The organism is Sodalis sp. RH21 (assembly GCF_047324175.1).
Classification (GTDB): domain Bacteria; phylum Pseudomonadota; class Gammaproteobacteria; order Enterobacterales; family Enterobacteriaceae; genus Acerihabitans.
In genome coordinates, this window is the sequence record NZ_CP178732.1 from 5059205 (window position 1) to 5083939 (window position 24735).

General features: G+C 55.9%; 17 protein-coding genes. 5 read left to right on the plus strand and 12 right to left on the minus strand.

Annotation, left to right across the window (positions count from 1 at the left end; all coding sequences use genetic code 11):
• Positions 1-112 precede the first annotated feature (112 nt).
• The gene (locus ACL2XP_RS23410) at positions 113-655 is read left to right on the plus strand and encodes an N-acetyltransferase family protein (protein ID WP_413735689.1); all 543 of its coding nucleotides are present in this window, start codon (positions 113-115) and stop codon (positions 653-655) included.
• Positions 656-700: 45 nt separating this feature from the next.
• On the opposite strand, the gene ACL2XP_RS23415 is transcribed toward ACL2XP_RS23410, so the two are convergent.
• On the minus strand, positions 701-3151 hold the full coding sequence (locus ACL2XP_RS23415) for a DUF3772 domain-containing protein (RefSeq protein WP_413735691.1): 2451 nt from the start codon (positions 3149-3151) through the stop codon (positions 701-703).
• A gap of 403 nt (positions 3152-3554) precedes the next feature.
• Between ACL2XP_RS23415 and ACL2XP_RS23420 the strand changes: the two genes are divergently transcribed.
• Complete coding sequence (locus ACL2XP_RS23420; protein ID WP_413735693.1) at positions 3555-4835, plus strand: DUF445 domain-containing protein; 1281 nt, start codon at positions 3555-3557, stop codon at positions 4833-4835.
• Positions 4836-4999: 164 nt separating this feature from the next.
• Complete coding sequence (locus ACL2XP_RS23425; RefSeq protein WP_413735695.1) at positions 5000-10738, plus strand: hypothetical protein; 5739 nt, start codon at positions 5000-5002, stop codon at positions 10736-10738.
• A gap of 51 nt (positions 10739-10789) precedes the next feature.
• Here the strand turns inward: ACL2XP_RS23425 and ACL2XP_RS23430 are convergent, their stop codons facing one another.
• A complete protein-coding gene (locus tag ACL2XP_RS23430) occupies positions 10790-11689 on the minus strand; it encodes an SDR family oxidoreductase (protein WP_413735696.1) in 900 nt (299 codons plus the stop codon).
• A 45-nt stretch (positions 11690-11734) separates the two neighbouring features.
• Entirely contained in the window at positions 11735-12475 is a 741-nt protein-coding gene (locus ACL2XP_RS23435; protein WP_413735698.1) for an SDR family oxidoreductase, read from the minus strand.
• Positions 12476-12598: 123 nt separating this feature from the next.
• On the opposite strand from ACL2XP_RS23435, the gene ACL2XP_RS23440 reads away from it, so the two are divergent.
• Positions 12599-13492, plus strand: coding sequence for a LysR family transcriptional regulator (locus tag ACL2XP_RS23440; protein ID WP_413735700.1), 894 nt, complete (start codon positions 12599-12601; stop codon positions 13490-13492).
• Positions 13493-13510: 18 nt separating this feature from the next.
• Here the strand turns inward: ACL2XP_RS23440 and ACL2XP_RS23445 are convergent, their stop codons facing one another.
• From ACL2XP_RS23445 to astD, 3 genes are all read right to left on the minus strand, one after another.
• On the minus strand, positions 13511-13972 hold the full coding sequence (locus ACL2XP_RS23445; RefSeq protein WP_413735702.1) for a hypothetical protein: 462 nt from the start codon (positions 13970-13972) through the stop codon (positions 13511-13513).
• 134 nt (positions 13973-14106) lie between these two features.
• Positions 14107-15147 (minus strand): succinylglutamate desuccinylase, encoded by a 1041-nt coding sequence (gene astE, locus ACL2XP_RS23450; RefSeq protein WP_413735704.1) that lies wholly within the window; start codon positions 15145-15147, stop codon positions 14107-14109.
• Positions 15148-15210: 63 nt separating this feature from the next.
• Complete coding sequence (gene astD, locus ACL2XP_RS23455) at positions 15211-16677, minus strand: succinylglutamate-semialdehyde dehydrogenase (protein WP_413735706.1); 1467 nt, start codon at positions 16675-16677, stop codon at positions 15211-15213.
• Between the two features lie 238 nt (positions 16678-16915).
• On the opposite strand from astD, the gene ACL2XP_RS23460 reads away from it, so the two are divergent.
• Positions 16916-18745 carry a glycoside hydrolase family 15 protein gene (locus ACL2XP_RS23460; RefSeq protein ID WP_413735708.1) on the plus strand — a complete coding sequence of 610 codons (1830 nt, stop codon included), beginning with the start codon at positions 16916-16918 and terminating at the stop codon, positions 18743-18745.
• An 18-nt stretch (positions 18746-18763) separates the two neighbouring features.
• On the opposite strand, the gene lsrG is transcribed toward ACL2XP_RS23460, so the two are convergent.
• The 6 genes from lsrG to lsrA are packed head-to-tail and all read right to left on the minus strand — an operon-like array spanning position 18764 to position 24650.
• A complete protein-coding gene (gene lsrG, locus ACL2XP_RS23465) occupies positions 18764-19063 on the minus strand; it encodes a (4S)-4-hydroxy-5-phosphonooxypentane-2,3-dione isomerase (RefSeq protein ID WP_413735710.1) in 300 nt (99 codons plus the stop codon).
• Positions 19063-19956, minus strand: coding sequence for a 3-hydroxy-5-phosphonooxypentane-2,4-dione thiolase (gene lsrF / locus ACL2XP_RS23470; protein ID WP_413735712.1), 894 nt, complete (start codon positions 19954-19956; stop codon positions 19063-19065). The genes lsrG and lsrF overlap by 1 nt, the downstream gene beginning before the upstream one ends.
• A 24-nt stretch (positions 19957-19980) precedes the next feature.
• Positions 19981-21003 carry an autoinducer 2 ABC transporter substrate-binding protein LsrB gene (gene lsrB / locus ACL2XP_RS23475; RefSeq protein ID WP_413735714.1) on the minus strand — a complete coding sequence of 341 codons (1023 nt, stop codon included), beginning with the start codon at positions 21001-21003 and terminating at the stop codon, positions 19981-19983.
• A 29-nt stretch (positions 21004-21032) separates the two neighbouring features.
• The gene (gene lsrD, locus ACL2XP_RS23480; RefSeq protein WP_413735716.1) at positions 21033-22031 is read right to left on the minus strand and encodes an autoinducer 2 ABC transporter permease LsrD; all 999 of its coding nucleotides are present in this window, start codon (positions 22029-22031) and stop codon (positions 21033-21035) included.
• The gene (gene lsrC, locus ACL2XP_RS23485) at positions 22031-23095 is read right to left on the minus strand and encodes an autoinducer 2 ABC transporter permease LsrC (RefSeq protein ID WP_413735717.1); all 1065 of its coding nucleotides are present in this window, start codon (positions 23093-23095) and stop codon (positions 22031-22033) included. The genes lsrD and lsrC overlap by 1 nt, the downstream gene beginning before the upstream one ends.
• On the minus strand, positions 23088-24650 hold the full coding sequence (lsrA, locus tag ACL2XP_RS23490) for an autoinducer 2 ABC transporter ATP-binding protein LsrA (protein WP_413735718.1): 1563 nt from the start codon (positions 24648-24650) through the stop codon (positions 23088-23090). Before lsrA ends, lsrC begins: the two co-directional genes overlap by 8 nt.
• Positions 24651-24735: the final 85 nt, after the last annotated feature.

Consider the following 24735-nt stretch of genomic DNA (forward strand, 5'->3'; position numbering starts at 1 on the left):
GTTCGCCGGGCATACGTTTTTCTTATCACGATAATGGCGTGGCGGGACTACCCCAGGATTTATTTCTGCATTATCCTGAATGTCCGCGTGATTTCATTTATAGGCCAATAACGTGTCCACCCCCATCATCACCCTGACCGACGCCAACGAGGCGGATATGGCCGCCGTGCAGGACATCTATGCCTGGCATGTCCTGCACGGCATCGCCTCATTTGAAACCGAACCGCCAAGCCTTGAAGAAATGTGCCGGCGACGCAGCGCGGTCCTGGCCCACGGTCTGCCCTGGCTGGTGGCGAAGCTGGATGGCCGGGTAGCCGGCTATTGCTACCTGGGGTTATACCGCCCGCGCCATGCCTATCGTTTTACCGTGGAAGACTCGGTCTATATCCACCCGGAAATGGGCGGCCGCGGGCTGGGCTGCATGCTGCTGACCGAAGCGATAAACCGCGCCCAGGCCGACGGCCGGCGCCAGATGCTGGCGGTGATCGGCGACAGTGAAAACCACGCGTCCATCCGCCTGCATGAAAAACTCGGTTTCAGGCTAATCGGCACCCTATACGCCGTAGGGTTTAAACATGGCCGCTGGGTCGATACTTTATTGATGCAACGCCCGCTGGGCGCGGGCCAGGATACGTTACCCGCCGATAACCGGTAGTCTACGGCGGGGGCCCCTGACGCTCGCGGCCGTCGGCTCGCCGCCTTATTGCGCGGTATTATCCAGCAGACCCGGCGCTATCGCCGGCGGCGAGTTTTCAAAGATCATTTTCTGCGGGCTGGACAGCACGATGCCGGCGGCGCGCATCCGCTTAAGCATTTCAAACAGCAGATCGCTTTTGGTGGCGGCCACGATCCTGGGGGTGCTGACAAATCCCGTCACGCTAAGCACGATACCGCTGGGGCCAAGCTGGCTGAAGGTAACCGAAGGCGCGGGCGTCTCCTGGATCAACTCATTATCGCGATAGGTTTCAAGCAGCAGGTTGCGCACCTGTTCGGGATCGATATCCAGCGGGAACGTCAGGGCGATGGTGGCCACGCCTTGGGCATTGCCCATGGTGGCGTTGCGCACATTCTGCGAAATAAACTGTGAATTAGGCACGATGACGGTGGATCTGTCGCCCAGTTGAATCTCCGTCGCCCGGACGTTGATGCGCCGGATATCTCCTTCGACGCCGCTTATCGTGATCAAATCGCCCACTTTCACCGGCCGCTCAATCAGCAATATAATGCCGGAAATAAAGTTCTTCACGATCTCCTGCAAGCCAAAACCGATGCCCACCGACAGGGCGCTGACGATCCAGGCCAGGTTATTCCACTGAATGCCCAGAGTCGACAGCGTCAGCAGGGTGATCAAGACATATCCCAGATTGCTGAACAAGATCACCAGCGAGGCGCGCATGCCGGGTTCCATCATGGTCTTGGGCAGGAAATCCTTATCCAGCCAACGCCTGGCCGAGCGCAGCACATAGATGCCAATCGCCAGGAAAATCAGGGCATTCATCACGTGGGCCGGGACGATATTCAGCTTCTCCAGCCCTTTGCCCCCCCACATATCTATCGCCTTGTTCAACAGCGCCAGCGGGGTGGTGGAACCAAAGGTGCCGTTCAGCAACGCCACCGCCGCCAGCAGGATCAGCACCGTTTTGCCGATGGCCGAGAGCAGCGTCGAGGCCTGGCCCAAATGCCGGTCGTCAAGACCGAGCGAGTGCTTGATACGCTGGCCGACCAGGGTGGCGGGTGAAAACAGGCTGTCGGACAGATCCACCACCAGATGGATCAACAGGTACAGGCAGGACAGGACAATCCCCACCCACACCAGTTCGTAGGTCAGGAACCGGGCCAGGGCGATATAGCCGATCAGCAGCGACAGCAGGATGGCGACGGCGGTAATGGTAATACACAGGTTGATCAGCCCGGCAATCGTGGTGCGGCCTTCCGGCTGCCCGCCTTCGGCCAAGAGTTTGCGCCGGGTACGGTTGGTGCGCAGCGGGCCGTAGCCGGCGGTCAGCGCCACCAACAGCGCCGAGAGGCCGTTGCCGAAAATAGTGGTGGCCACGCTGGTGCCCACCAGGTTGTTCATCTGCTCCACCGCGCCGAAAATCAGGATGAACGAGGCCAGCATCGGCGGCAGGGGGCGCATCGCCAGCGCCACCGGGTCGGCAATGATCGGCAGGCGCCAGGAGGGACGTTTGATAGATAACAACGCCCGCCCAAGCCCGGCTATCAGCGCCGAAAACAGGGTAAGCTTGAATATTTCAATGGTAAAATCCATTACCAGCTGCGATACGTCGGGATGACGAAGAATCAGCAGCAAGATAAACTGCGCCCCCAGCCCGACGCTGAACACCGTGACCAGCGCGCTGGCGCACGCCAGGAAGCTGCGCCGCAGGCGTCCTTCCGGCAAGATATTGATGCTGAACCATGCCAGCAGCCTGTCCAGCAGGCGGGAACCGAACGCCCATACCGCCACCGCCATGATCAACAGCGCGGCGGAACCGAAGCGCCACTCGGGTTCCCAGGCGGCCAGCCACGCCTCTTTGAGCTGTTCGCCGAAGTTATCCAGGCGCCGGGTATCCTCAGGAGCGGTATCGAACAGCGGCGACCAGAAGCTCGCCGTCAGGATACTGCCCGAGTTCAGCGCCATCTGCGTACGCAGCGCATTTCGGCGAATATCGACAATCTGCACCGACAAATTCACGGCGCCGGCGCTGATGGCCTTGGCATGTTCGAGCTGCCCGTCGATTAGCGCCTTGCTTTTGTTGAGGGCGTTACGTTGCTGAGCGACCACGGCGGTTTCAGGCATCGCCCCTTCGGCGGGCGGCGGGCCAAGGATATCCAGCTGCGCCTGGACCTGCGCCCGATCCGGCTGGATGGCGGCCACCAGCGCGTCGGCATCGGCGGCCAGTTGCAGCGTGGCGTCGTTTAACGCGCTCAGTTGATTATCATTAGTGGCGGCGGAAACGCGCTGTTTGATACTGTCGAGCTGTTTTTGCAGCTTGGGCAACTCAACGCTTGCCACCAGCTTGGGGGCCGCCGGCGCGTCGGCCGGCTTGGTATCGGCGGCAACGGATGCGGTAATGGGTGCAAACCCCGCCGCAATGACAAACACCATCAATATGCAACGGTGCAAAAAAGTCCGAAAAAGGTTATGCATAGGGTAAATTATTCCGAAAATCAACGATGCCGTGGCCGCTACGCCGGTTAGTCTGAATGGGACACTCTCGCTAGTTAAGTATCCAACAACTTAATTATCCAACAAATAATACACCGATTCCCATAAAACATGATGCCGATCCGCGTACCACTATAAAATGATTGTTTCTGGCTGACGAGCGCCGCGCAACTCGCCGTGGCAGCCCCGAGCTCAAATCGCTGCCAGCGCAAAACGGATGGTTTTTTTGTACTACAATTCATTCATCATAAAAGCCTTTAATAACCTATGAGGTCGTTATCATGAGCCATTTTATTTTTCCGCCGCGGGCGATATCGTATGGCAAATTACCGGCTAACGCGTTAAGACTTCTCTTGATCGCGCCGATACTGCGCTAGCTGACCCAATGACTAAACAAGCGGAACTGAAAAAAGTCAAACGCCTGGCCCTGCTGCTGCTAATCTGCGCGGCGGGGGTTTTTGTAGCGACCCTGTTTTTACCGCAGGGATTCTGGCGCGACGGAGTCAAAGCCATAGCCGAGGCCGCCATGGTCGGCGCCATGGCCGACTGGTTCGCCGTTGTCGCCTTGTTCCGGCGGGTGCCGATTCCTTTTATCGCCGCCCATACCGCCATTATCCCCCGCAATAAGAATAAAATCGCCGATAATCTGGCAATCTTTGTGCAGGAAAAATTCCTCGATACGTCATCCATCGCCGGGCTGATACGCAAACACGATCCGGCGCTGACGATTGCCAATTGGCTTACCGCGCCCGACAACGCCGACCGCCTGGGCGGCCATATTTTACAATTGATGCGCGGCTTTCTTGATTTTACCGATGACCGCCGCATCCAGGGATTTATTCGTAACGCCCTGCATGCGGTCATCGATAAAATTGATTTATCCGCGTCCGTCGGCACTATCCTGGACAGCTTGACCAAAGATGGCCGACATCAGGATTTGCTGGATGCGGCATTGCGCCAACTGATTAAACTGCTGAATAAGCCCGGTACCCGGGAGCTGATTTCCATACAGATTATCCAATGGCTTAAGCGGGAACATCCGCTTAAAGAGAAAATGCTGCCCACCGAATGGCTGGGCGAACACAGCGCTACGGCAGTGGCCAATGCGGTGAATTCGCTGCTGGATGAAATAGGTAAAGACCGCGGCCATGAATTGCGCCGGCGTTTCGATCGGCTGGCGGACAAACTGATCGACAGGCTTAAGCACGATCCCTCCACCGCGCGCAGGGCTGATGAAATCAAACATTACCTGAAAAACGACGATGTGCTGAATACCTATATCAGCGAATTATGGGGCGATTTGCGCCGCTGGTTAAAAGAGGACCTGGACCGCCCGGACTCGGTATTGCATGGGAAAGTGGCCGCCTCGGGGCGCTGGATGGGACAAACGCTGGCCCAGGATGCCGGCCTGCGCGCTTCGCTGAATCAACACCTGGAACAAGCGGCCAGCAAAATGGCGCCGGACTTCTCGGCGTTTCTTACCCAGCATATCAGCGATACGGTGAAAAGTTGGGATGCGCGGGATATGTCGCGGCAGATCGAGTTAAATATCGGCAAGGATCTGCAATTTATCAGGATCAACGGTACCCTGGTGGGCGGATTTATCGGCCTGGCGCTCTATTTGCTGTCTCAACTACCCGCGATCTGGCGGCTATTATCGGCATAAATAAAAGTTAAATAGATTTTTCAAATCAAGCAGATGCTTCTTCTCTACAACGATGTTTAAATAATTGTTCATAACTGCACACTTTCCTTTCCATTATTTTGGCGAACTATCGCCTATCTGGCAGTTTTGACTTTATTAATAAATAAATTAGTGGAGATGACATATTGAATAACACCAACGTACCGAATGAAATTAATTTAAAAAATAAATATAGCCTACAAGAATACTCTCCCAGCGATAATATAGATCATTGCATATTATCAAAAAACATTACTTCCATTTATAACAATGAAGTTATCAACATGCGAATCAACCGTCACGCTAGCCGTGGCCTAGCAATAAAGTCCGATATTAATCACTTTAACCAAGAAAAAATAAACATTGATCATTTATTTACCTGCCGAGACCTTTTTAAACGTTACCCGGAAAGCATGGCGACGGCACAGGCTGGAAAAATTATCCGGGTGGAATGGCAAAATAGCCTCTATTACGTGCCAAGCAAAAAAATAACGCTGCCCGGCGGTCACGATATCTATGTTGCGCAATTCAATAACCGCACATTGCTATCAGACGGCGATATTTATCATATCGAAGACTTGGTCTCGCCTCCTCCTCCGTCCTTAATGGCATACATGCTGAATCTGGTGAGCCACTTGGTTGGCATCGTGAGTAGCCATATAACCCTGCCTGGCGTATACGCGTCAACCGCGCCACCGGACCCGGCCAGCGCCGGCATGCCGCGCAGTGAATATCGACAGGATCGGCAACCGGCGAGCCGGCCCTTTCTGCTGCCCGGCGCCGCCGGGACCGGCGACAGCGATGTAGACCAGGTTACGGACCTTCCCTTCCGGCAAAACCAGAACGCCGCTGAACGAGTCCACCAACGGCAAGACATGGACATTTGCGAAACCAACCTGCATTTGCCTCTCCACGGAGCCAGGCAAGTATATGCAACCCTGCGTGGGGAATATATTAATATAGCGAAAGAGAAAATATATTCCCTGGAATGGATGTCTGGAATGAATACTTTTGTGCAGAACAAACTTACAGAAATATTTGATCAGGCAAGTTATTTACAGGATAGAATTCGCTGCGCCGACATTATCATGATAAAAAGACATATTGAAAAAAACCTTGAGAATTGTCTGGCATCTCGGCATGGATTAACACTATCTGAAAAACGATTAGAAAAAATATTTTTCGATCAAACAAAAATAGAAGATATTTTTATTTCATTTCGCGGCGACATGATAAAAGCGCTACACGATATAAATTTTAAAACCTTACGCAGTGTTATAGAGTACAAAAATGGCATCAATTATGAAGAAGCCAAACAAAACTTCAGGCAAAAAATCAACGAAACCGGTCAATCCATGAATGCCACCGACGCCGAGTTTTATTCCCTTATCGTTTTAATGGAGAACGCCCAAAAAATTTATGATAAAAATTTAAATGATGATGGCATCCCCATAATTAAAAAATTATTGTATTTTAATGATAGGGAACTATTTCTAACTATGCTGGATGAAAATCCGCATGGAATATCCCAGGTACTGGTAAAACGGTTCTTTTATTATATATTTGAATACAGTAGGAATAATGGTTTTACCACCCGAGGAAATTTTTATATCGTCCCCGGTGAATTTACTGAATTTTGGCATAATTTTCAGCAGCCTGAGCGGGCGCTGAATGAAGATGATATAGCCAAACTTCTATCCGACCAAGTGCTTGATTATATGAATAATGATAACAAACCCAAGCAGCACTTAGAACGTGCGATAATATGTATCGATTTTGTCCGGACTCATTACGCCCATGTAATAAAGGCTCTGCCCTGGCGAAAAGCCAATATCTGGCCTTACAATAAATGCCTGGCCATTCTTGATAGATTGATCGCCACGGACCTGGGCGAAGCAAATGAGCAAAAAAAGCCGATTGATAAACAATGGAGTGATAGCGTTGTTAGGCAAATTATTTATAATAAAGAGTGCACTTTTCTGATACAGTTTATTATCAGATTACAAAATACGCTAATCGCTATTACTCATCATCATTTGCAGGAAAAAATAACTCTGTCCGCTAGTACCAATGAGCAGCGTTTGATAGAAGCAAAAATTTTGGCAATGAAAATGGTTTTGCCTGGGCGGCAAATTCATTTGCCGCATAAGGAACTGTTATCTAGATATAACCAGAAAATAGCGGAAGGGAACATTGATCTTCTTCTCAGGGCTGCTATTTATTGGTACTTTGAAAACCACAGCAGACAATCCTATCGGTACGCCGACCTTGATGCGCTGTATATCATAAAAAACTTCCAGGAGGCCGAGAGAGTAGCCGTTTTTGATTTTCAGCGGCGAGAGGATAAAAATTTCCAAACGATTTTCGATTTACGTCACTCCGATAACTTCACTACGCCTAAAGAATATTACGACCAGTTTATTTATTATAAAGCATATACACTTAACCATGAAGCCAGGTATTTAAGCTACAAAATGATTGAGCGTTCTTCATTAGATTTTTTAGAACTCACTTATCCACCTAAAGAAATTTATACTTTTAAAATATTTTCAAGAAATTACGTGCAAAACTCCCTTACACCTGCCAGCGATGTTTTTTTACCACAAAATAATTTCGGTACTATTTCGCTAGTTAAAACATATCATCAAAAATGGGTGCTGGTATCGTCCCTGCTCAGCGCTCCGGCGATCAAAGAAATGGCATTATCTGAAGATGACATGATCATAAAGAATATCATAAAAGAAAGTCAAGGTACACAATACCAATTAGATTGGCAAAACAGAAAACAAATTTCAGTCACAGCGGATGATTTATTGAAAATTTTTGATATTGCTTATAACCAAAGCGTAACAAATCTATCGCCGCTAAATTTTTTCTTGGTTAAGCCGGAAGAAAATATTGCCAGCAATGCAAGATCCGAATACCTTTTGGTTGCCGGCATATCGGATAATCCCTTATCGTCTTTACTTGAGGTGATAGATTATTGGAACGCCCAGACATTAAGTGAAGCATTATCGGAATTTAAGGAAAGTCTGCGGATAACATTGTGGTGGGAACAGCTGTTATTTCTAATTCCATTTTACGAAACCATCTGGAAATATTGGTATGATGAAGATAATGAAATAGAAATTATAGAGGTCATATTTGATATATTTGATCTGGCATTTTTATTTGGAGAATTCACAACTAGTGCTGGCAGAAAGATAAGTTCTGTAGCCAAAGGATTGGCCGAGATAACCGATCTGGCTTCATTACCGAGTAAATATTTAAACAGAAGAGTTTCACAAGCCTTATTAAAGGAATTGCCAGGCCTAGCGAGACAAAGCTCGCTGAGCCTGGCCCAAGGTTTTTTAATCTTTTGTAATCCGGTGCCGATACCGGGATCACTAAACAACCAGTTTCAAAAAAAGTTAATCAAAACCATGTCGGCAGATATTTCCTGGATAAGTAATTCTGTGTTAAACACCCTGGAAAAAAGGAAAACTCAATTAATTTATTGGCAATATACTATTAACGATCAGTCATTTACTATTGAAAGTGATGGGACCTATATAATCGATAAAGGATTAAGCACCGAGAGAACGCTGATAAAGATTGCGGATAATTTTTATCAAGTCATTTGGGATAACAATATTTCTCGCTGGCGTATTATCAACCAGTATGAGCTGGTTAACCTTAATTATGCTGTACCGATAGATAAAGATAAAAATGGTAGTTGGGATGCTTTGAATTTTTTTGAAATAGATACTATCCCTCTGCTGAATGAAAATAGTGGAAAAAAAGAAATAAACTTTGAATTTAGCGCAATAATGTTTGAACCATTACGCCGTTTAACTTTTGCCCAAAATAATTATAAAAAATATAATTGGGAACATAGTTATTATCTGGAACTTATATTAGATCGTTATACTCCCCACTTAACTGAATTATTTGAAAAAGAGAGTGAATTAAGCACCATGTTGGCAGATTTTGCTGCTTGCCTGACGGATGAAAAAAAATTTCGCACAATATTCTCCATGCTTATTGAAGAGAGCTTAGATGAAAACCTACGGTCCTTTGTAAACGATTTCATTAAGCCCCATAATATCCAGGTCAGCTATAGAATTGCTCGTATGTGGCGAGATGAGCACGATCATCATCCTGATGATCATATTGTCATACTCCTCGGCATTAAGGAGCAAAGCTATATTATAGATATCTCATATTTGCGTCCCGTCCAAATAAATTTATTTTCAGACAGGCAGGTATTTATTGAATCTGAATGGATACATTATCTCAAAACCCGCATAAAAAAAGATTATAGCCTAATAAAATACAAGGATTTCACCGATATTAAAAAAGCCCTTGTTTTTCCTTATCGTGAAGCGGACCATGCGGGTAAATATATAAAAGATGCTTTTCTGGTCAGAGAGCCTTTATGGTATAAAACGGCCATTATAAAATATTTTTATCACGGACAGGAGAAATCATCGCCTTTTGACAACCATCGTCCTCCTACGGTATTGGCGGCGGTCCGACATATTATTGCCAAACAACGATCGCAGCATGAGATTCACTCCAGTGACGTGATGAATATGACCTTGCCGTTTGATGTATTGCAAGAAGCTCAGATTATAAATGCCACACAAGCGGATGAAATGATTAATCTTATGTCCAAATCATTATACAACGGACCCGCTCTGCTGGATTTTATGTCTGGCAAGTTAAATATAACCAGTTGCGAATCATTGATTAAATTAAAAGCGGGGTCTCTCCTTGCCTTCATCTCAGATGGAAAATACTTGTTCCATTTAATGATTTGCGTGGGTAATGGCCGTTTTGCGGGCTTGGGCAATGATTTCCTTAGCCCATCCTTTAAGCCTGGTCCCTCCATCGTCGTAGCCGAAGAAATGGGACTATTTATGGATCATCAACTGATTGTCAGAAACTCCACCACGCCCTATATGCTGGTTGCCGGCCATCCCGCTACGGCGACGGCAACCGAATCTGTCATCGACGAAACCATAACGGTTGAGCGAATCGCCAAAGTTTCCTCATCGGGAGAGCGTGTAATTGAGGACATAACCTTTGCGCAACGCGCCAAAATGCTGACCGATAATGCCTGGTCGCTGGCAAAATCTCCCAACGACGATCGCGTATTGGTGTTGAAAATGGAAGTTCTTGGCGCCAATATCCACCCACTTTATACCCGCGAGCTGGCCCATACGCTGCGCGCGCTGATCTTTGCCAATCCGGACTTTCCGGCGTTTTCAACTATCACCGCCATTGAGATAACCAGCTGTTTCACCGGTTTTGACGGCGTGGACTATCGGGGACAAACCTTGGCCGACGAGCTGGGGATACCGATCAGAACGGCTCCCTATCTGGATACGGACGATATACGTCAACGCCAGCCGCACTGGTATGGTCATTTTTCACCGCGCCGGAATGCTAATCACACAACATCATTATCGCCAGAACAAATTGCCACCATGTTTTCAAAGAAAAATAAATCTTCCCGGGTGCATGCTAAAAACCAGCGCCTGGCGAATATAGTGGACATACTGCGTGATATCCGCAAATCCCTTAATAACACGCGGATTAAGCGAAATATGGCATTTCTGCCGACGATATTCATCGACCTGGCCCGCCTGATTATTCGCGATATAAATTTTTATAATTTCATTGAAATTTATCATCTTTCCAATGAATCTGAAAAAAAACTGAATAACGTATTAAGGGAATATACGGTCATGATATCTGAAGCCGATGAATTTTTTATACAATGCTTTTTAGATATCATTCTTGCCGTGGATGATTTCAATCACTTGGCAAAGTGGATTTTCTCTGCGCCGCTGGCAACCACGCAAGCGTCATTATCCCCGGCGCCGCAGGCCAGGCGTTAGCACTCAGGCCATGCGGCGGCAGTCGCCCGGCGGGCTCGCCGGGCGACAAACTCAGTCATTGATGCGCAGTTTTAGTAAATCGTCCAGGCCAATGCGGCGAAACAGCTCGGCCCTAACCCGATCGGCAACGCCGTTCACCTCTTCGCATCCGTCGCGCGACGGGTCGATATGCACGCGAAAAGGCCGGTTGCCAAACGGCATAGCCACAACCCGCCCGATGGCCCGGGCCACCTCGGCCACATCGGCATCGTCCGGTTCCAGCGCCGACAATCCCCGTAGGCTTTGCTCCGGCAAGCCGGCATACGGTCCTTGATCATATTCTCCGGCCCGGACTCGGTCCGCCGGGGCGCCGGAGTGCGCAAAATGGTTAGTACCCCGGGTAAAGGCGCCCGGAACGATAATGGTGGTTTCGATTCCCCAGCGGCTCAGTTCCGGGGCATAAGATACGGCCAGGGAGTCCATAGCGGCCTTGGCGGCGAAATAAGGAGACAAATAAGGCGGAGTACCGCCGCGGGCGCTGCTTGATGAGACCCATATCAGCAATCCTTTGCCCTGTTTGCGCAACTGCGGCAAAGCGGCGCGATTGACCCGCTGGGTGCTAAGTACATTGATATCAAATAATTGCGCAAACTGTTCCGGCGTAAAGGCCTCGGCGGGACCGAATGACATATGGCCCGCATTATGGATAATCACATCCAGCCGTCCGCAATCGGCGATAATGCTCGCGATGCCGGCCTGCACCGACGCGTCGGATGCGACATCCAGCTCCACCGTACGCAAATCGACGCCGCGTTCAGCGGCATACCGCTGCGCTTCGGCCACCTGCGGCGCGTTGCGCCCCGCGGTTTCCCTCATACCCGCATAAACCGTATGCCCCGCGTCCGCCAGTTCCCGGGCGGTCAATGCGCCGAAACCGCTGGACGCACCGGTTACTATGATAATATTTTTCATGATATGGCCTCTCGATAGGGGTAAGGAAACGCCGGTTATCCGGCGTTAAATCAGGCCGCCGTTGGCGCGCAAAACCTGGCCGTTAATCCACGAACCGTCCTGACCGACCAGGAAAGCCACCGCGGCGGCGATGTCCTCCGGCGTGCCCAGGCGTTCCAGCGGCGCCATTTTGGCCATGCGATCGATAACTTCCTGCGGTTTACCTTTTAAAAACAAGTCGGTACCTGTGGGCCCGGGGGCAACGGCGTTAACGTTTATCCCACGGCCGCGCAACTCCTTGGCCAAGATGGCCGTCAGGGTTTCCACCGCCGCTTTGGTGGCGGCATAAACGCCGTAGGTTTCCAGCTTCAGCCCGACGACGCTGGTGGAGAAGTTAACGATGCTGCCGCCGTTGCGCAAACGCCGCGACGCCTCGCGCAGGCCGTTAAAAGTGCCTTTCAGATTGATGGCGATCTGCCGGTCAAATAGTCCGTCGTCGCTATCCGCCAGGGTGCTGAGGTTCATGATGCCGGCGTTATTGATCAGCACATCCACTCCGCCGAACGCCTCTTCCGCCCGGTCAAAGAGCATGGGAAAGGTGGCCGGATCGCTGACATCGCCCCGGGCGCCCAGCGCCCGCCCGCCCGCCCGCTCGATTTGGCTGACCAACTCATCCGCTTCAGCCTGCTGGCGTGCATAGTTGACGATAACGGTGTAGCCGTCATAGGCCAGGCGCTTGGCGATGGCGGCGCCAATACCCCGTGAAGCCCCGGTAATAATTGCGACCTGCTGCGTTTGTTGATTCATGCTCTTCTCCTGAAGGTAAGCGGCCCGCACCGTTGTGGGCCGGTAGAAACATCATGGACCTGTTTTTGTACCGGATAATCCCCTATTATTCGACATCACTATCCGAAAAGGGTTAACAATACGATGGACAGATACGAGGCAATGCGGGTATTCACGCGGGTGGTGGAACAGCGTAGCTTTACCAAGGCGGCAGCGGATTTGGCTATCCCCCGCTCCACCGCCACCGATGCCATCAAGCAGTTGGAAGCCCGGCTGACGGTCAGGCTGCTGCACCGCACCACCCGGCATGTGAATCCAACGCTGGACGGCGAGGCCTATTACCAGCGCTGCCTGCTGATTCTGGCGGCGGTGGAAGATGCAGAAACCGCCTTTATCGGCGCCCTGCCAAAAGGGTTGCTGCGGGTCGATGTGCACGGCACCCTGGCTCGTCATTTTTTGCTGCCGGGTCTGCCGGATTTCCTGAGGCGTTATCCCGATATTGAATTTTTCATGAGCGAGGGCGACCGGCTGGTGGATCTGGTGCGTGAAGGGATAGATTGCGTGCTGCGGGTCGGCCGGCCCAAAGACAGCGATATGGTCGCGCGGCGTATCGGCGTGCTGGAAGAGGCCACCTGCGCTTCCCCCCAGTACGTTACGCGTTTTGGGCTGCCGGCTTCGCCGGCGGATCTGGAGGGGCATCGGATGGTGGGCTTCCGCTCGTCCGCCACCGGCGCGCTAATGCCGCTGGAGTTTATCGTCGGCGGCGTTTCCCATCGGCATACGCTGCCGGCAACGGTCACGGTAACCGGAGCGGAAAGCCTGGTGGCGGCGGCTCGGCTCGGCCTGGGGATTATCCAGGTGCCGCGCTACCACGTTGCCGCTGATTTGGCCTGCGGCAATCTGCTGGCCCTGCTGGAGGACTATCCCTCGCCGCCCGTGCCGGTTTCGGTACTTTATCCGCGCAACCGCCAACTTTCACCAAGGGTGCGGGTTTTTATCGACTGGCTCGGCCAGGAGTTCATCCGCCGCAATGCCTGAACGATCGCGGACCGATCCTTAGCCGGGCATAAAATCAATGATGAACCGTTTATGCTGTTGCAGGTAGGAAGCCGGCGGCGGGGAGATAATGACCGGCTTGATATTCTCTTTGATAAAGGCGCAGAGCGCCGGATCGCCGGAAAAGCTTTTTGCCGCCTGGCCGCTGGTAAAATCCAGCGCCAATGAGCAGGTTCGCCCCTGGAATTGATTGAACTCATGGTGCCAGATGCACAGAGTCATGGCCGTGGCGGTGGCGGCGAGATAGCCGGACATTTCGTCATCCATACCCGCGTCCAGATAGGCCTGTTTACTGGATTTATAATCGTCCAGCTCCTTAACCTCATCCGGCTGGAGGCACGGTTTTAACCGTGATGTTGCCGCCGTCTGCCCGGCGGCTGCCGGGGCAACGCGCGTCGGTAACGTTGCGCAGGCGCATAATAAAAAGCACAGCGCCGCCAAAATGCATGTTCTGATATCCATATCCTTGCCTTTTGTTTTTCCGCCAATAGCCGCCGCGACCGGCCAAGCTACGTAATTATTGCAGCGATAATATCAGCGATAAAGCCGCCGGTCAGCGGTAAACATCACGCTATAAAGTATCAGTGCGCAGCGGTTTAACCATGATGCCGCGCGTCCTCACCGCCAGGGACCGCCGGCTCCGGCTCCGGCTCCTCCACCAGCATTAAGCCGGCGCGCAGCCCCAGCGCCACCGCCGGATTGGGAAATAACACCCACTCGCGCGGCTCCCGCACCCGGTACTCACGGCCGTTTTCCCGCGCCAGAAGCTCGCCCTGGTTGAAACAGGTAAAATTCAGCGTATCGGGAGGGATCAACAGGGCAAAATCCGCCTGGCTGCGGGTGATTTGCTGGCTTACCCGATAGCGCCGCATCGGCGGCCCCTGGCGCGCGGGCCACGCCTTATCGCCGATCAACGCCGCCAGCGCCTCGCGGGCCGCGCTGAACTGGCTGTGATCGTTGTCGCCAAACGGCAGCGCTTTGCCCAGTTCCAGGGTGGCGCTGGCGGCCTGCAGCCGATCGCTGCTGAAATGGGTGAAAGTGGAACCCGCGGCGCGGTGGGTCACCAGGGCGTCCAGACCCGCGGCCGCCAGCCAGGCCAGCAGCGCCGGGGCATAAGGCTCGCGTTGGTACGGCAGCAGGGCGAAACGCACATGGCGGGAACCGCGGATGGCGGTATGCAGATCCACATGCCAGCGCGGCAGCCCGTCGCGCCCGGACCCGCTGTAACCAAAAAAGTCCTGCAAGCTGGCTTGCAGCCGCCGGCTGCGGGCGGTTTCCTCGCCCTCGATAAAACCCTCGGTGCCCCGCTGGCCAAACATCCGGTTCAGATCGTTGACCAAATAGCGTCGGCCCGCCCGCAGCGCGCCGGGGTTGCCCAGCACCACCAACAGGCGCACCGCCAGTTCCCTCCGCCCCGCCAGCAGTTCCGCCAGCAGGCCGTCAAGCAGTTCCACCGGCGCGGTTTCATTGCCGTGCACGCCGGCGGACACTACCACCGAGGCGGCGGCGGGCCGGCGCGGCAGCAACTGCATAATGCCGTTATCCAGCCATTGCCAGGTCAGTCCGGCGGTCTCGCCCCGCCGGAGCTCCGGCAGAGTGCCCGCCAGCGTCTGGCGGAGAAAATCACTGCTGCTCATATTGACGATCCCCGTTAATTACTCATTATCCCGTGCTGGCGCCCCGGGCGGCCGCATTGATGGTCAGACGGCGAAAGACAAGCCGGGCGCCAGCGTTTCCGGCAGGGTTAACCGTTCGCTTTCCAGTGACGCCATCGGCCAGGCGCAATAATCCGCCGCATAAAACGCGCTGGGACGATGGTTGCCGGACGCGCCGATCCCGCCGAAGGGAGCGCTGCTCGCAGCGCCGGTCAACGGTTTGTTCCAATTCACGATGCCGGCGCGGGCTTCCAGCAATAATTGGTCGAAATGGCGGCGATGGGGCGAAATCAATCCTATCGCCAGCCCGAAACGCGTGCGGTTGGCCAGGGCCAGGGCCTGGTCGAATTCGTCATAGCGGATAACGCTTAATAATGGACCGAAATACTCTTCGTCCGGCGCGTCCCCGACCGCGGTAATATCGATAATGCCCGGCGTCAGCAGGCTGCTGTCGGCCCGGGGTTGCGCCATGGTCAGCAGGGCTTCGCCGCCGCCGGCCAGCAGTTTTTGTTGGGCCGCCAGCAAATTCGCCGCCGCCGGCAAACTTATTACGCCGCCCATAAACGGCGGCGGCCGGCTATCCCAGGCACCGACGCGCAAGCCGGCGCTGACGGCCGCCAGCCGGCGCAGCAGCGCATCCCCGGCCGGGCCGCGCCTGACCAGCAAGCGGCGAGCGCAGGTGCAGCGCTGGCCGGCGGAGATAAAAGCCGAATGGATAATTACATTCACCGCCGCGTCCACATCGTCCGCCTGTTCCACGATCAAGGCGTTATTGCCGCCCATTTCCAGCGCCAGCATTTTCTCCGGCCGGCCGGCCAATTGCCGATGCAGCTGGTAGCCCGTGTGGGCGCTGCCGGTAAACAGTAAACCATCGGTTTCATCGGATGACGCCAGCGCCATGCCGGTCCGCCGCCCGCCCTGCACCAGGTTGATCACCCCGGCGGGCAGCCCCGCCTGCTGCCAATAGCGCAGCGTCAGCTCGGCGGTCATGGGGGTCAGCTCGCTGGGTTTGAATATCACGGTATTGCCGGCCAGCAGCGCCGGGACAATATGGCCGTTGGGCAGATGGCCGGGGAAATTATAAGGACCGAACACCGCCAGCACGCCGTGGGGCCGATGGCGCAGGCTGGCATGGCCATCACCCAGCGGCACGGAAGCCTCCCCGGTGCGGATCTGGTAAGCCGTGAGGGAAATCGCCACTTTATTAATCATGGCCTGGACTTCGGTTTGGCTTTCCCACCAGGGTTTGCCGGTCTCGCGGGCAATAGCGGTGGCCAGCTCGGTTTTATGCTGTTCCAACAAGCCCGCAAAGCGCTGCAGCAGTTCCAGGCGCTCCGCCAGCGGGCGCCTGGCCCAGGCGGGGAACGCGGCGCGCGCGGCGCGGCATGCCGCCTCGACCTGAGCGGCGTCCGCCTCGTTGCCCTGCCATAATAGCGCGCCGGTCACCGGACAGAATTTGGTGAAATGTTCCCCTTGCCCGCCGCACCAATTGCCGTTAATAAACTGGGTCATACCGATATCTCCGTGGCAAAAAGGTTTACCGCCCGTAACGCTTGCCCCTGCCAGCGCCGGGCACCATCGAATATATCAATATCCCCCGGCTAACGCAGCCCCCGATTCAAACGGACGGCGAACGGATAGACGAGCGACAACGCTGAACAATCCGGGCTGGGCTATAGTGAAGAAGACGTTAATAAGACAATTTTCACCATTAATGGCATATGCGCCTATTTTTCAGGAAACCAGAAACATGGCTGAACTACCGAAAACCGACGTGAAGCGCAGCATCGGCGATCGCGGTATTATCGGCGATCTGCGCACTTGCGCGTTGGTCGCCCTGGATGGCACCATCGACTATTTCTGCTGGCCGGAACTGGATAGCCCCTCGGTATTCAGCGCCCTGCTCGATACCGACCAGGCCGGACTTTTCAGCCTGTCGCCCGATTGGCCCAATGCCCGCCGCCAGCAGCTCTACCTGCCGGACAGCAATATTCTGCAAACCCGCTGGCTGGATCACGCCGGCCTGGCGGAAGTGACCGATTTTATGCCGATTTGCGACGCCGGCGATCGGCTGCCGCGCATTATCCGCCGCCTGGAAGTGTTGCATGGCGAAGCCACATTCGCGCTGCGCTGCGCGCCGGTACAAGACTATGCCCGCGCCAAGCCCCGGGCGCGCCTCAACCGTGGGGCGGTGGATTTTACCGCCCGGGGCCAACCTACCCTGCGCCTGGTATCGAGCGTCCCCCTGCATACCTCCGGCGGCGGCGCCGTGGCCAGCTTTGTGCTGAAGGCCGGCGAAAGCGCTGAATTTATTTTCGGCGGCGCCCAGGATAAACAGGTCAATCTGGACAATACCCAGGCGTGTTTCGACGAAACGCTGAAGTACTGGCGCCGCTGGTGCGCCACCAGTAATTACAAAGGCCGCTGGCGGGAGATGGTTAACCGCTCGGCGCTGGCGCTCAAGCTGCTCACGTCTTACCAGCATGGGTCCATCGCCGCGGCGGCCACCTTTGGCCTGCCGGAACATCTGGGCGGGGAGCGCAACTGGGATTACCGCGCGTCCTGGATACGCGACGCCTCGTTCAGCGTCTATGCCCTGATGCGTTTGGGTTACACCGATGAAGCCGGCGCTTTTGTCAAATGGGTGGGCCGCTGCACCGAAAACAGCCGGTTCCAGCCGGATAAATTGCAGGTGATGTATCGCCTTGACAGCGGGATCGAGCTGGAGGAAACCGACTTGCCGCATTTGTCCGGGTACGCCGGGTCCACCCCGGTACGCATCGGCAACGGGGCGTACCGGCAGTTGCAATTGGATATTTACGGCGAGCTGATGGACGCCGTATACCTGGCCAATAAATATGGCGAAGCCATTTCACACCGGGGTTGGGAGCATATCAGCAGAATGATCGATCATGTGTGCGAATGCTGGAACCAGGCGGATGCGGGTATCTGGGAGATGCGCGGCGAACCGCAGCATTTCCTGCATTCACGATTAATGTGCTGGGTGGCCATCGACCGCGCGCTGCGTCTGGGGGCCAAACGCTCGCTATCCATGCCTTACGCGCGCTGGGATGAAGCGCGCAACGCCATCCGCGACGATATCTGGGCCCACTTCTGGAACCCGGAACTGGGCCATTTTACCGCCACCCGCCACGGCAGCGACCTGGATGCGTCCATGCTGCTGATGCCGCTGTTCCGGTTTGTCGGCGCCACGGACCCCGATTGGCTGGCCACCCTCGACGCCATCAAAACCACCCTGGTGCAAGACGGCCTGGTGCGGCGCTACAATGCCGAGGTTACGCCCTCCGACCCGTTATATGGCCAGGAAGGCGCCTTTGCCGCCTGTTCGTTTTGGTATGTGGAGTGCCTGGCGCGCGCCGATCGCCTGGCGGAGGCGCAGTTTGAATTTGAAAAACTGCTCAGCTACGCCAACCCGCTCGGTCTGTACGCCGAGGAGTTCGACCAGCAGGGCTACCCGCTGGGCAATACTCCCCAGGCATTGACCCACCTGGCGTTAATCAGCGCGGCGTTTTATCTCGATCGCAAACTCAGCGGCGGTGAATCCCAGTGGCAGCCATAAGCGCGGGCGCGGCGCGTTTCAGGTCATCTCCGGCAGCAGGCCGATAAACGTGGTCTTTTTACGCGGCCCCGTCATCAGCGGTTCGAGCTGTTCGACACAGCGCAGGTAGTGGGCGGTTTTTTTATGCGCCGCCACCGCCTGCTCGTCGCGATAGGCCTCATAGATATAAAAGCGGTTCGGCGACTGCTCGTCCTGCAACACGTCAAAGCGCAAATTGCCCGGTTCCTGTACCGAGCCCAGGTGATTTTGACGGAATACCGCCAGGAACTCCTGCACCTTATCGGGTTTGACATTGATTTCCACCAGCGTCACATGCATCACTCCCCTCCTTTATTCGCGTGTTGTTCGCTTTTGAACAGCTCATAGGCGCGCTCGGCATTTTCGCCATGGTGCACCACCGCCTGCACCGCTTTAAGCATCGCCACCGGCGCGGCGGACTGGAAGATATTGCGTCCCATATCCACCCCGGAAGCCCCCTGGTCGATGGCGCGATAGCACATTTCCAGCGCGTCGCGCTCGGGCAGTTTCTTTCCGCCGGCGATCACGATGGGCACCGGACAACCGGCCGCCACGCGTTCAAAACCGGTGTCGGTATAATAGGTCTTGATGATCTGCGCGCCGATTTCAGCGGCGATGCGCGTCGCCAGGGAAAAATAGCGCTGGTCGCGCACCATGTCCTTGCCGACGCCGGTGACCGCCATGGTGGGCATGCCGTAGCGCGTGCCCTGGTCCACCAGCTGGATAATATTTTTGATGGATTGGTGTTCATATTCGCTGCCGATATAAACCTGCGCCGCCATGGCCGCCACGTTGAGGCGCAATGCATCCTCAATGGCCACCGCCACCGCTTCGTTCGACAGTTCCCCCAGGATGGAGTTGGCCCCGGACGCCCGCAGCACCACGGGTTTATTCACCGCCGGCGATACCACGCTGCGTAAAATGCCGCGCGTGCACATCAGCACATCGGTGTGGGCGAACAAGGGGGCGATATGCAAGTCGATCCGCTCAAGCCCGGTGGTCGGCCCCTGGAAATAGCCGTGATCGAACGCCAGCATCACCGTACGGCCGGACGCGGGATTAAAAATCCGCGCCAGGCGCGACTGCATCCCCCAGTCCAGCGCGCCGCTGCCTTTGAGGAAAAACGGCGCGTTCTGCTGCGCCACCCCGATGCCGAAATCTTTCCCATCTTTGATATCATCCAAATCAGCCATAATTATTCCTCCCCGGTGGGATGATTAAAAGTCATATTTACCGATATTGTCTTTGTCGAACTGCACGCGCTGCGGCAGCAGGACAATGCCGTTATTCTTCGCTTCATAGTCATATCCCTGCACGCTGTTCGGCGAGACTTCCACTTCGCCCACCTGCGGGATGGTCAATTTGTCGCCCACCTTCAGATCGCCTTTTTGCAGCATTTCATGGGCTACGTACACCGCGATTTTGCCCTGCTGCACCACGTCCCACAGGCCGAAGGTTTTCACCGTGCCGCGTTCGACATAGGGGCGCATGACGTTTGGCGTACTGAAGCCGACAATCGCCACGTTCTTGCGGCCGAGATTTTCCGCGGCCTGGGCGGCGGCGGGCAGCGCGTTGGCGTCGGGGGCGATAATGGCGTCCAGATCCGGATAGGCTTTCAGGATGCCTTCGGCGGTTTGCAGGGATTTGGTGGCATCGTTATAGCCAAATTGCGTGGTCACGATACTCCAGCCCGGATGTTCGGCGCTGATTTTGGCTTTGGCCTCCTTGACCCATTGGTTCTGGTCGGTCACCGTGGGGCTGGAGTAGAAAAAGGCCACCTTGGCCTGCTCCTTGATATTCTGTTTGGCCGCCATATCCACCAGCAGCGCGCCCAATTGCTTCGGCGTGCCCTGGTCGATATACAGGGTCCGGCACTCGGGTTTGGTATCGGAATCCCAGGTCAGCACCTTGACCCCGCGCTGCATGGCGCGCTTGAGCGCAGGGCACAGCCCGTCGGGGGATACCGCCGACACGATAATGGCGTTATACCCCTGGTTGACGAAGTTATTGATTAACTGTACCTGCCCGGACACGCTGGGTTCGGTCGGCCCGTCATAGGTCACATCGATGCCCAGCTCCTTGCCCGCCGCCAGGGCGCCGTTGCCGCCGCTGGTAAAAAAGCCCACGCCCACCAGCTTGGGGATAAAAGCGATGCGCTCGGCGGCCTGGGCGGTTGCGATCCCCCCCGCCAGACAAAGCGCGCCCGCCATTACCAGGTTGCGCCAGATGATTTTATCCATGGTCCGTACTCCATTGGTCTTAGGGAAGTTCATAGGGGAACCCGCGGGCGCAGCCGACGGGTCAGGAAAGTAGTAACGATGTCCCAATGCAGGCTGGCGGAGCGGCCAATCACCACCAGGATCAGGAGCGCGCCGGACAGGGCGCTGGAAACCTGGTTGCCCACGCCCGCCATTTGCAGGCCCTGCTGCAAAAACCCCACCAGCAGGGTGGCCAGGGCGGTACCGAGAATCGAGCCGGAACCGCCGTAAATATTGGCTCCGCCCAGCACCGCCGCGGTAATGGCCGGCATCAGCAGCGCGCCGCCCAGATCGGAACGGGCGGAACCGAAATAGGACACCAGCAGCACGGCGGCCACCGCCGACGCCAGGCCGGTCAGGCCATAGACCGCGCACAGCGTACGCCCCACCGGCACCGCGCTATAACGCGCCACCCGCGCATTTTGGCCAATCATAAAGACATTGCGGCCGAGCCGGGTGCGGTGCGTCAGCAGCCAGAATCCCAGCAGCGTGACTAAAAACACCAGTAATGGCATCGGCACCCCGCCCGGCGCCAGATTGGCGAAATCGCTAAAAGCGGTGGGGAAACCGCCGATGCCTTCAAAGCCGGTGGCGCCCGCCAGGCCGGACAGCAATAAGGCGCTGCCGCCGAAAAGATAGAGCGTGCCCAGCGTAATGACCAGCGGATTGACGCCGGTAAACAGGATCAGGCCGGCGTTGAGCAAGCCGCAGGCCAGGCCGAGCAGCAGGGTTAACGGAATCGCCGCGGCCATGGGCACGCCGCTTTGGAACAGCACGCCGAGCGCGATGGCGCATAGCCCGACGGTGGAAGCAAAAGAAATATCGATGCCGCCGCTGACGATCACCATGGTCAGCGGCAGGGCGACGATGCCGATGGCGATAAAATCGCTGGTGCTGAACAACAGCATATTAATATCCAGCATGCGCGGATTAACCACCCCGAACAGCGCAATCTCCGCCGCCAGCAATAGCACCAGCGCGCCTTCCCAGCCGTACGCTTTGATGTTCATCAGGCCACCCCGCTTTTTTTATCCGCGGCGAGCGGCGCGCGGCGCGCGTTGCCCGGCCGTTTTTTTTTGCCTTTTCCCGCGCCGGACGCCGGCATGAAGCGGGCATATTTTTGCCGGCGGCGGCTTTGCTCCAGCGCCCGGCGCAAACGGCCGTCAAAAATCAGCACCCCGAGCAGCACCAGGCCGGCGATAAAATCGTTCCACCAGGCGGGCAGCCGCAGCAACACCAGCACGCTGTCGATCTGCGTCAGGAAATATGCCCCCAGCACCGCGCCGGCCACCGTGCCCGTCCCGCCGAGCAGGCTGATGCCGCCCAGCACGCAGGCGGCAATGGCCTTCATTTCCAGCCCGCTGCCGGTTTGATTGGGGACGAAACCGATTTGCGAAGCGAACACGATGCCGGCCAATGCCGCCATCATGCCGTTGACCATAAAAGCGGTGATGCGGATGGTATTGATCGGCACGCCCAGCTGGCGCGCGCCCTGTAAATTATCTCCCACCGCGTAAAAACTGCGGCCGAAGGAGGTGCGCCCGCATAACCAGAACAGGCCGCCCAGCAACAGCATAATCAGCCAGCCAATGGGCGAAATTCCCAGCCAGAGCGGGCTGGATAACGCTTTCAGGCCGGAGGGCAGCCCTTCAATCCATTTCCCCCCGGTCAGCAGCAGCATCAATCCCCGGTAAAGCCCCAGGGTGCCGAGGGTGGCGACGATGGCCGGAATGCGCAGCCACGCCACCAGTATCCCGTTGAACAATCCCGCCGCGGCCCCCACCGCCAGCGTCATCAGCATGGCCGGCGCCAGCCCCCAGCCGGCATTCAGCAACAGCCCCAGCGATACCGCGCACAGGCCGGTGGTCGACCCTACCGATACATCGATATTGCGCGTCAGCATCACCAGGGCCGCGCCCATGGCCAGCAGCATCAGGATCTGCGCGCTGCTGAAAATCATCGCCAGCGTTTGCAGGCTGATATAGCTGCGATCCAGCGCGCCCAGCAGGACAAACAGCGCCAGGATGGCCAGCAGCGCGGTAAGTTCGCGGTTGTTTTGCAATAATTTAAGCATCGGCGCTATCCTCGATATGCCCGCCATAGGCGTTGGCTTCCGCTGATGCGGGGGAGCCGAAAGCCAAACGCATCATGTGTTCGACGCTGACCGAACCCCGGCTCATCGGCGCGCTCATTTGCCCCTGGTGCATCACCAGCACCCGATCCGCCAGCAGGGCAATCTCTTCCGGGTCCGAGGAAATCAGCAGCAGCGCCACGTTTTGCTGCACCACGCCGCGCAGTAATTGATAAATATCCGCCCGCGCCGACACGTCGACGCCGCGCGTGGGCTCATCGACGATCAGCAGCCGGGGCTGCGCTTCCAGGCATTTGGCAATCAGCAGCTTTTGCTGGTTGCCGCCGGAGAGCGTGCGCGCCAGCTGATCGGCATGCACATATTTAATGCCCAGCGCCCGGTGATAACGTTCCAGGGCGGCTTTTTCCCGCCGCGGCGATAACCACCAGTCATTGCGGGCGGCGGCCAGCGCGCCGGTATTCCAATACAGCGGCGCATCCAGATATAAACCGGATGCCTGGCGGTCCTCGGGCAGATAAACCAGCCCCGCGGCCAGCCGCGCGTTCAGGGCCAGCCCGCCGATATCCCGGCCTTCGAGCCGCAGCCGCCCGCCGCGCAGCGGACGCAGGCCATACAGGCTTTCCGCCAGCTCGGTACGCCCCGCGCCCACCACGCCCGCCAGACCCACGATCTCGCCGGCGTGTACGCTAAACGACACATCCTTGAACCCCTCGCCGCTCAGATGCTCCGCCTCCAGCACCGGCCGGCGCGCATCGGCGGTCTTGCGCTGGCCCGGCAGCTCAAGCCACATTTTTTGCGCGGCGGGCAGGGCGGCGGCGGCCAGGGGGGCGATGGCCTGGATCAGCGCATCGCTGTCGAATTGGCCGATGGCGCCGCTCAGGGTGATGGCGCCATCGCGCATAACGCTGACCCAGTCCGCCAGGGCATGCACTTCGGGTAATTTATGGGAAATAAACACCACGCCAACGCCCTGCTTTACCAGCCCGCGTACCTGTTGAAACAGGCGCTGGGTTTCCGCGGGAGTCAGCGAGGCGGTGGGTTCGTCCAGGATCAGAATGCGCGCGTCGCGCATCAGCCCGCGCAGAATTTCCACCAATTGCTGATCGGCGACTTCCAGGGTGCCGGCCGCCGCCTGCAGGGACAGGCTGCACCCCAGGCTGTCGAGCAGCGCGCTCAGCTTTTTGCCGTCGGCCTGGTGGCGCGGCAGGCGAAATAGAATGTTCTCCTTGACCGTCATATTGGGAAACAGCATTGGCTCCTGGGGCACCAGATAAATGCCGTAGTGGTGCGCCCTGGCCGGGGTCAGGCGCTCGCATGTCTCGCCCGCGATGCGCAGCGTGCCGCTGTCGGGGGCGACCACGCCGGCGATAATTTTCATCAGCGTCGACTTGCCCGCGCCGTTGCCGCCGAGCAAGGCATGGATCTGGCCGGGCATCAGGGTAAACTCGATATTTTTTAATACCGCCACGCCGGAATACTGCTTGCAGACGTTTTGTACGTTGAGCAACGGCGTGGCGGATATCGGGGGTTGTGCCATCAGATTGCCCTCGGTCAAATATGAACAAATGAATTTTAATTTCAAAACTGTTCATTATCCTAGTAGGCGCGTTATAATAAAACCG

Bases quoted from the DNA above. Each gene is read 5' to 3' on its own strand.
- ACL2XP_RS23415 (WP_413735691.1), bottom strand. From the start codon at position 3,151: ATGCATAACCTTTTTCGGACTTTTTTGCACCGTTGCATATTGATGGTG.
- ACL2XP_RS23420 (WP_413735693.1), top strand. From the start codon at position 3,555: ATGACTAAACAAGCGGAACTGAAAAAAGTCAAACGCCTGGCCCTGCTG.
- ACL2XP_RS23430 (WP_413735696.1), bottom strand. From the start codon at position 11,689: ATGAAAAATATTATCATAGTAACCGGTGCGTCCAGCGGTTTCGGCGCA.
- ACL2XP_RS23435 (WP_413735698.1), bottom strand. From the start codon at position 12,475: ATGAATCAACAAACGCAGCAGGTCGCAATTATTACCGGGGCTTCACGG.
- ACL2XP_RS23440 (WP_413735700.1), top strand. From the start codon at position 12,599: ATGGACAGATACGAGGCAATGCGGGTATTCACGCGGGTGGTGGAACAG.
- ACL2XP_RS23445 (WP_413735702.1), bottom strand. From the start codon at position 13,972: ATGGATATCAGAACATGCATTTTGGCGGCGCTGTGCTTTTTATTATGC.
- astE (WP_413735704.1), bottom strand. From the start codon at position 15,147: ATGAGCAGCAGTGATTTTCTCCGCCAGACGCTGGCGGGCACTCTGCCG.
- astD (WP_413735706.1), bottom strand. From the start codon at position 16,677: ATGACCCAGTTTATTAACGGCAATTGGTGCGGCGGGCAAGGGGAACAT.
- ACL2XP_RS23460 (WP_413735708.1), top strand. From the start codon at position 16,916: ATGGCTGAACTACCGAAAACCGACGTGAAGCGCAGCATCGGCGATCGC.
- lsrG (WP_413735710.1), bottom strand. From the start codon at position 19,063: ATGCATGTGACGCTGGTGGAAATCAATGTCAAACCCGATAAGGTGCAG.
- lsrF (WP_413735712.1), bottom strand. From the start codon at position 19,956: ATGGCTGATTTGGATGATATCAAAGATGGGAAAGATTTCGGCATCGGG.
- lsrB (WP_413735714.1), bottom strand. From the start codon at position 21,003: ATGGATAAAATCATCTGGCGCAACCTGGTAATGGCGGGCGCGCTTTGT.
- lsrD (WP_413735716.1), bottom strand. From the start codon at position 22,031: ATGAACATCAAAGCGTACGGCTGGGAAGGCGCGCTGGTGCTATTGCTG.
- lsrC (WP_413735717.1), bottom strand. From the start codon at position 23,095: ATGCTTAAATTATTGCAAAACAACCGCGAACTTACCGCGCTGCTGGCC.
- lsrA (WP_413735718.1), bottom strand. From the start codon at position 24,650: ATGGCACAACCCCCGATATCCGCCACGCCGTTGCTCAACGTACAAAAC.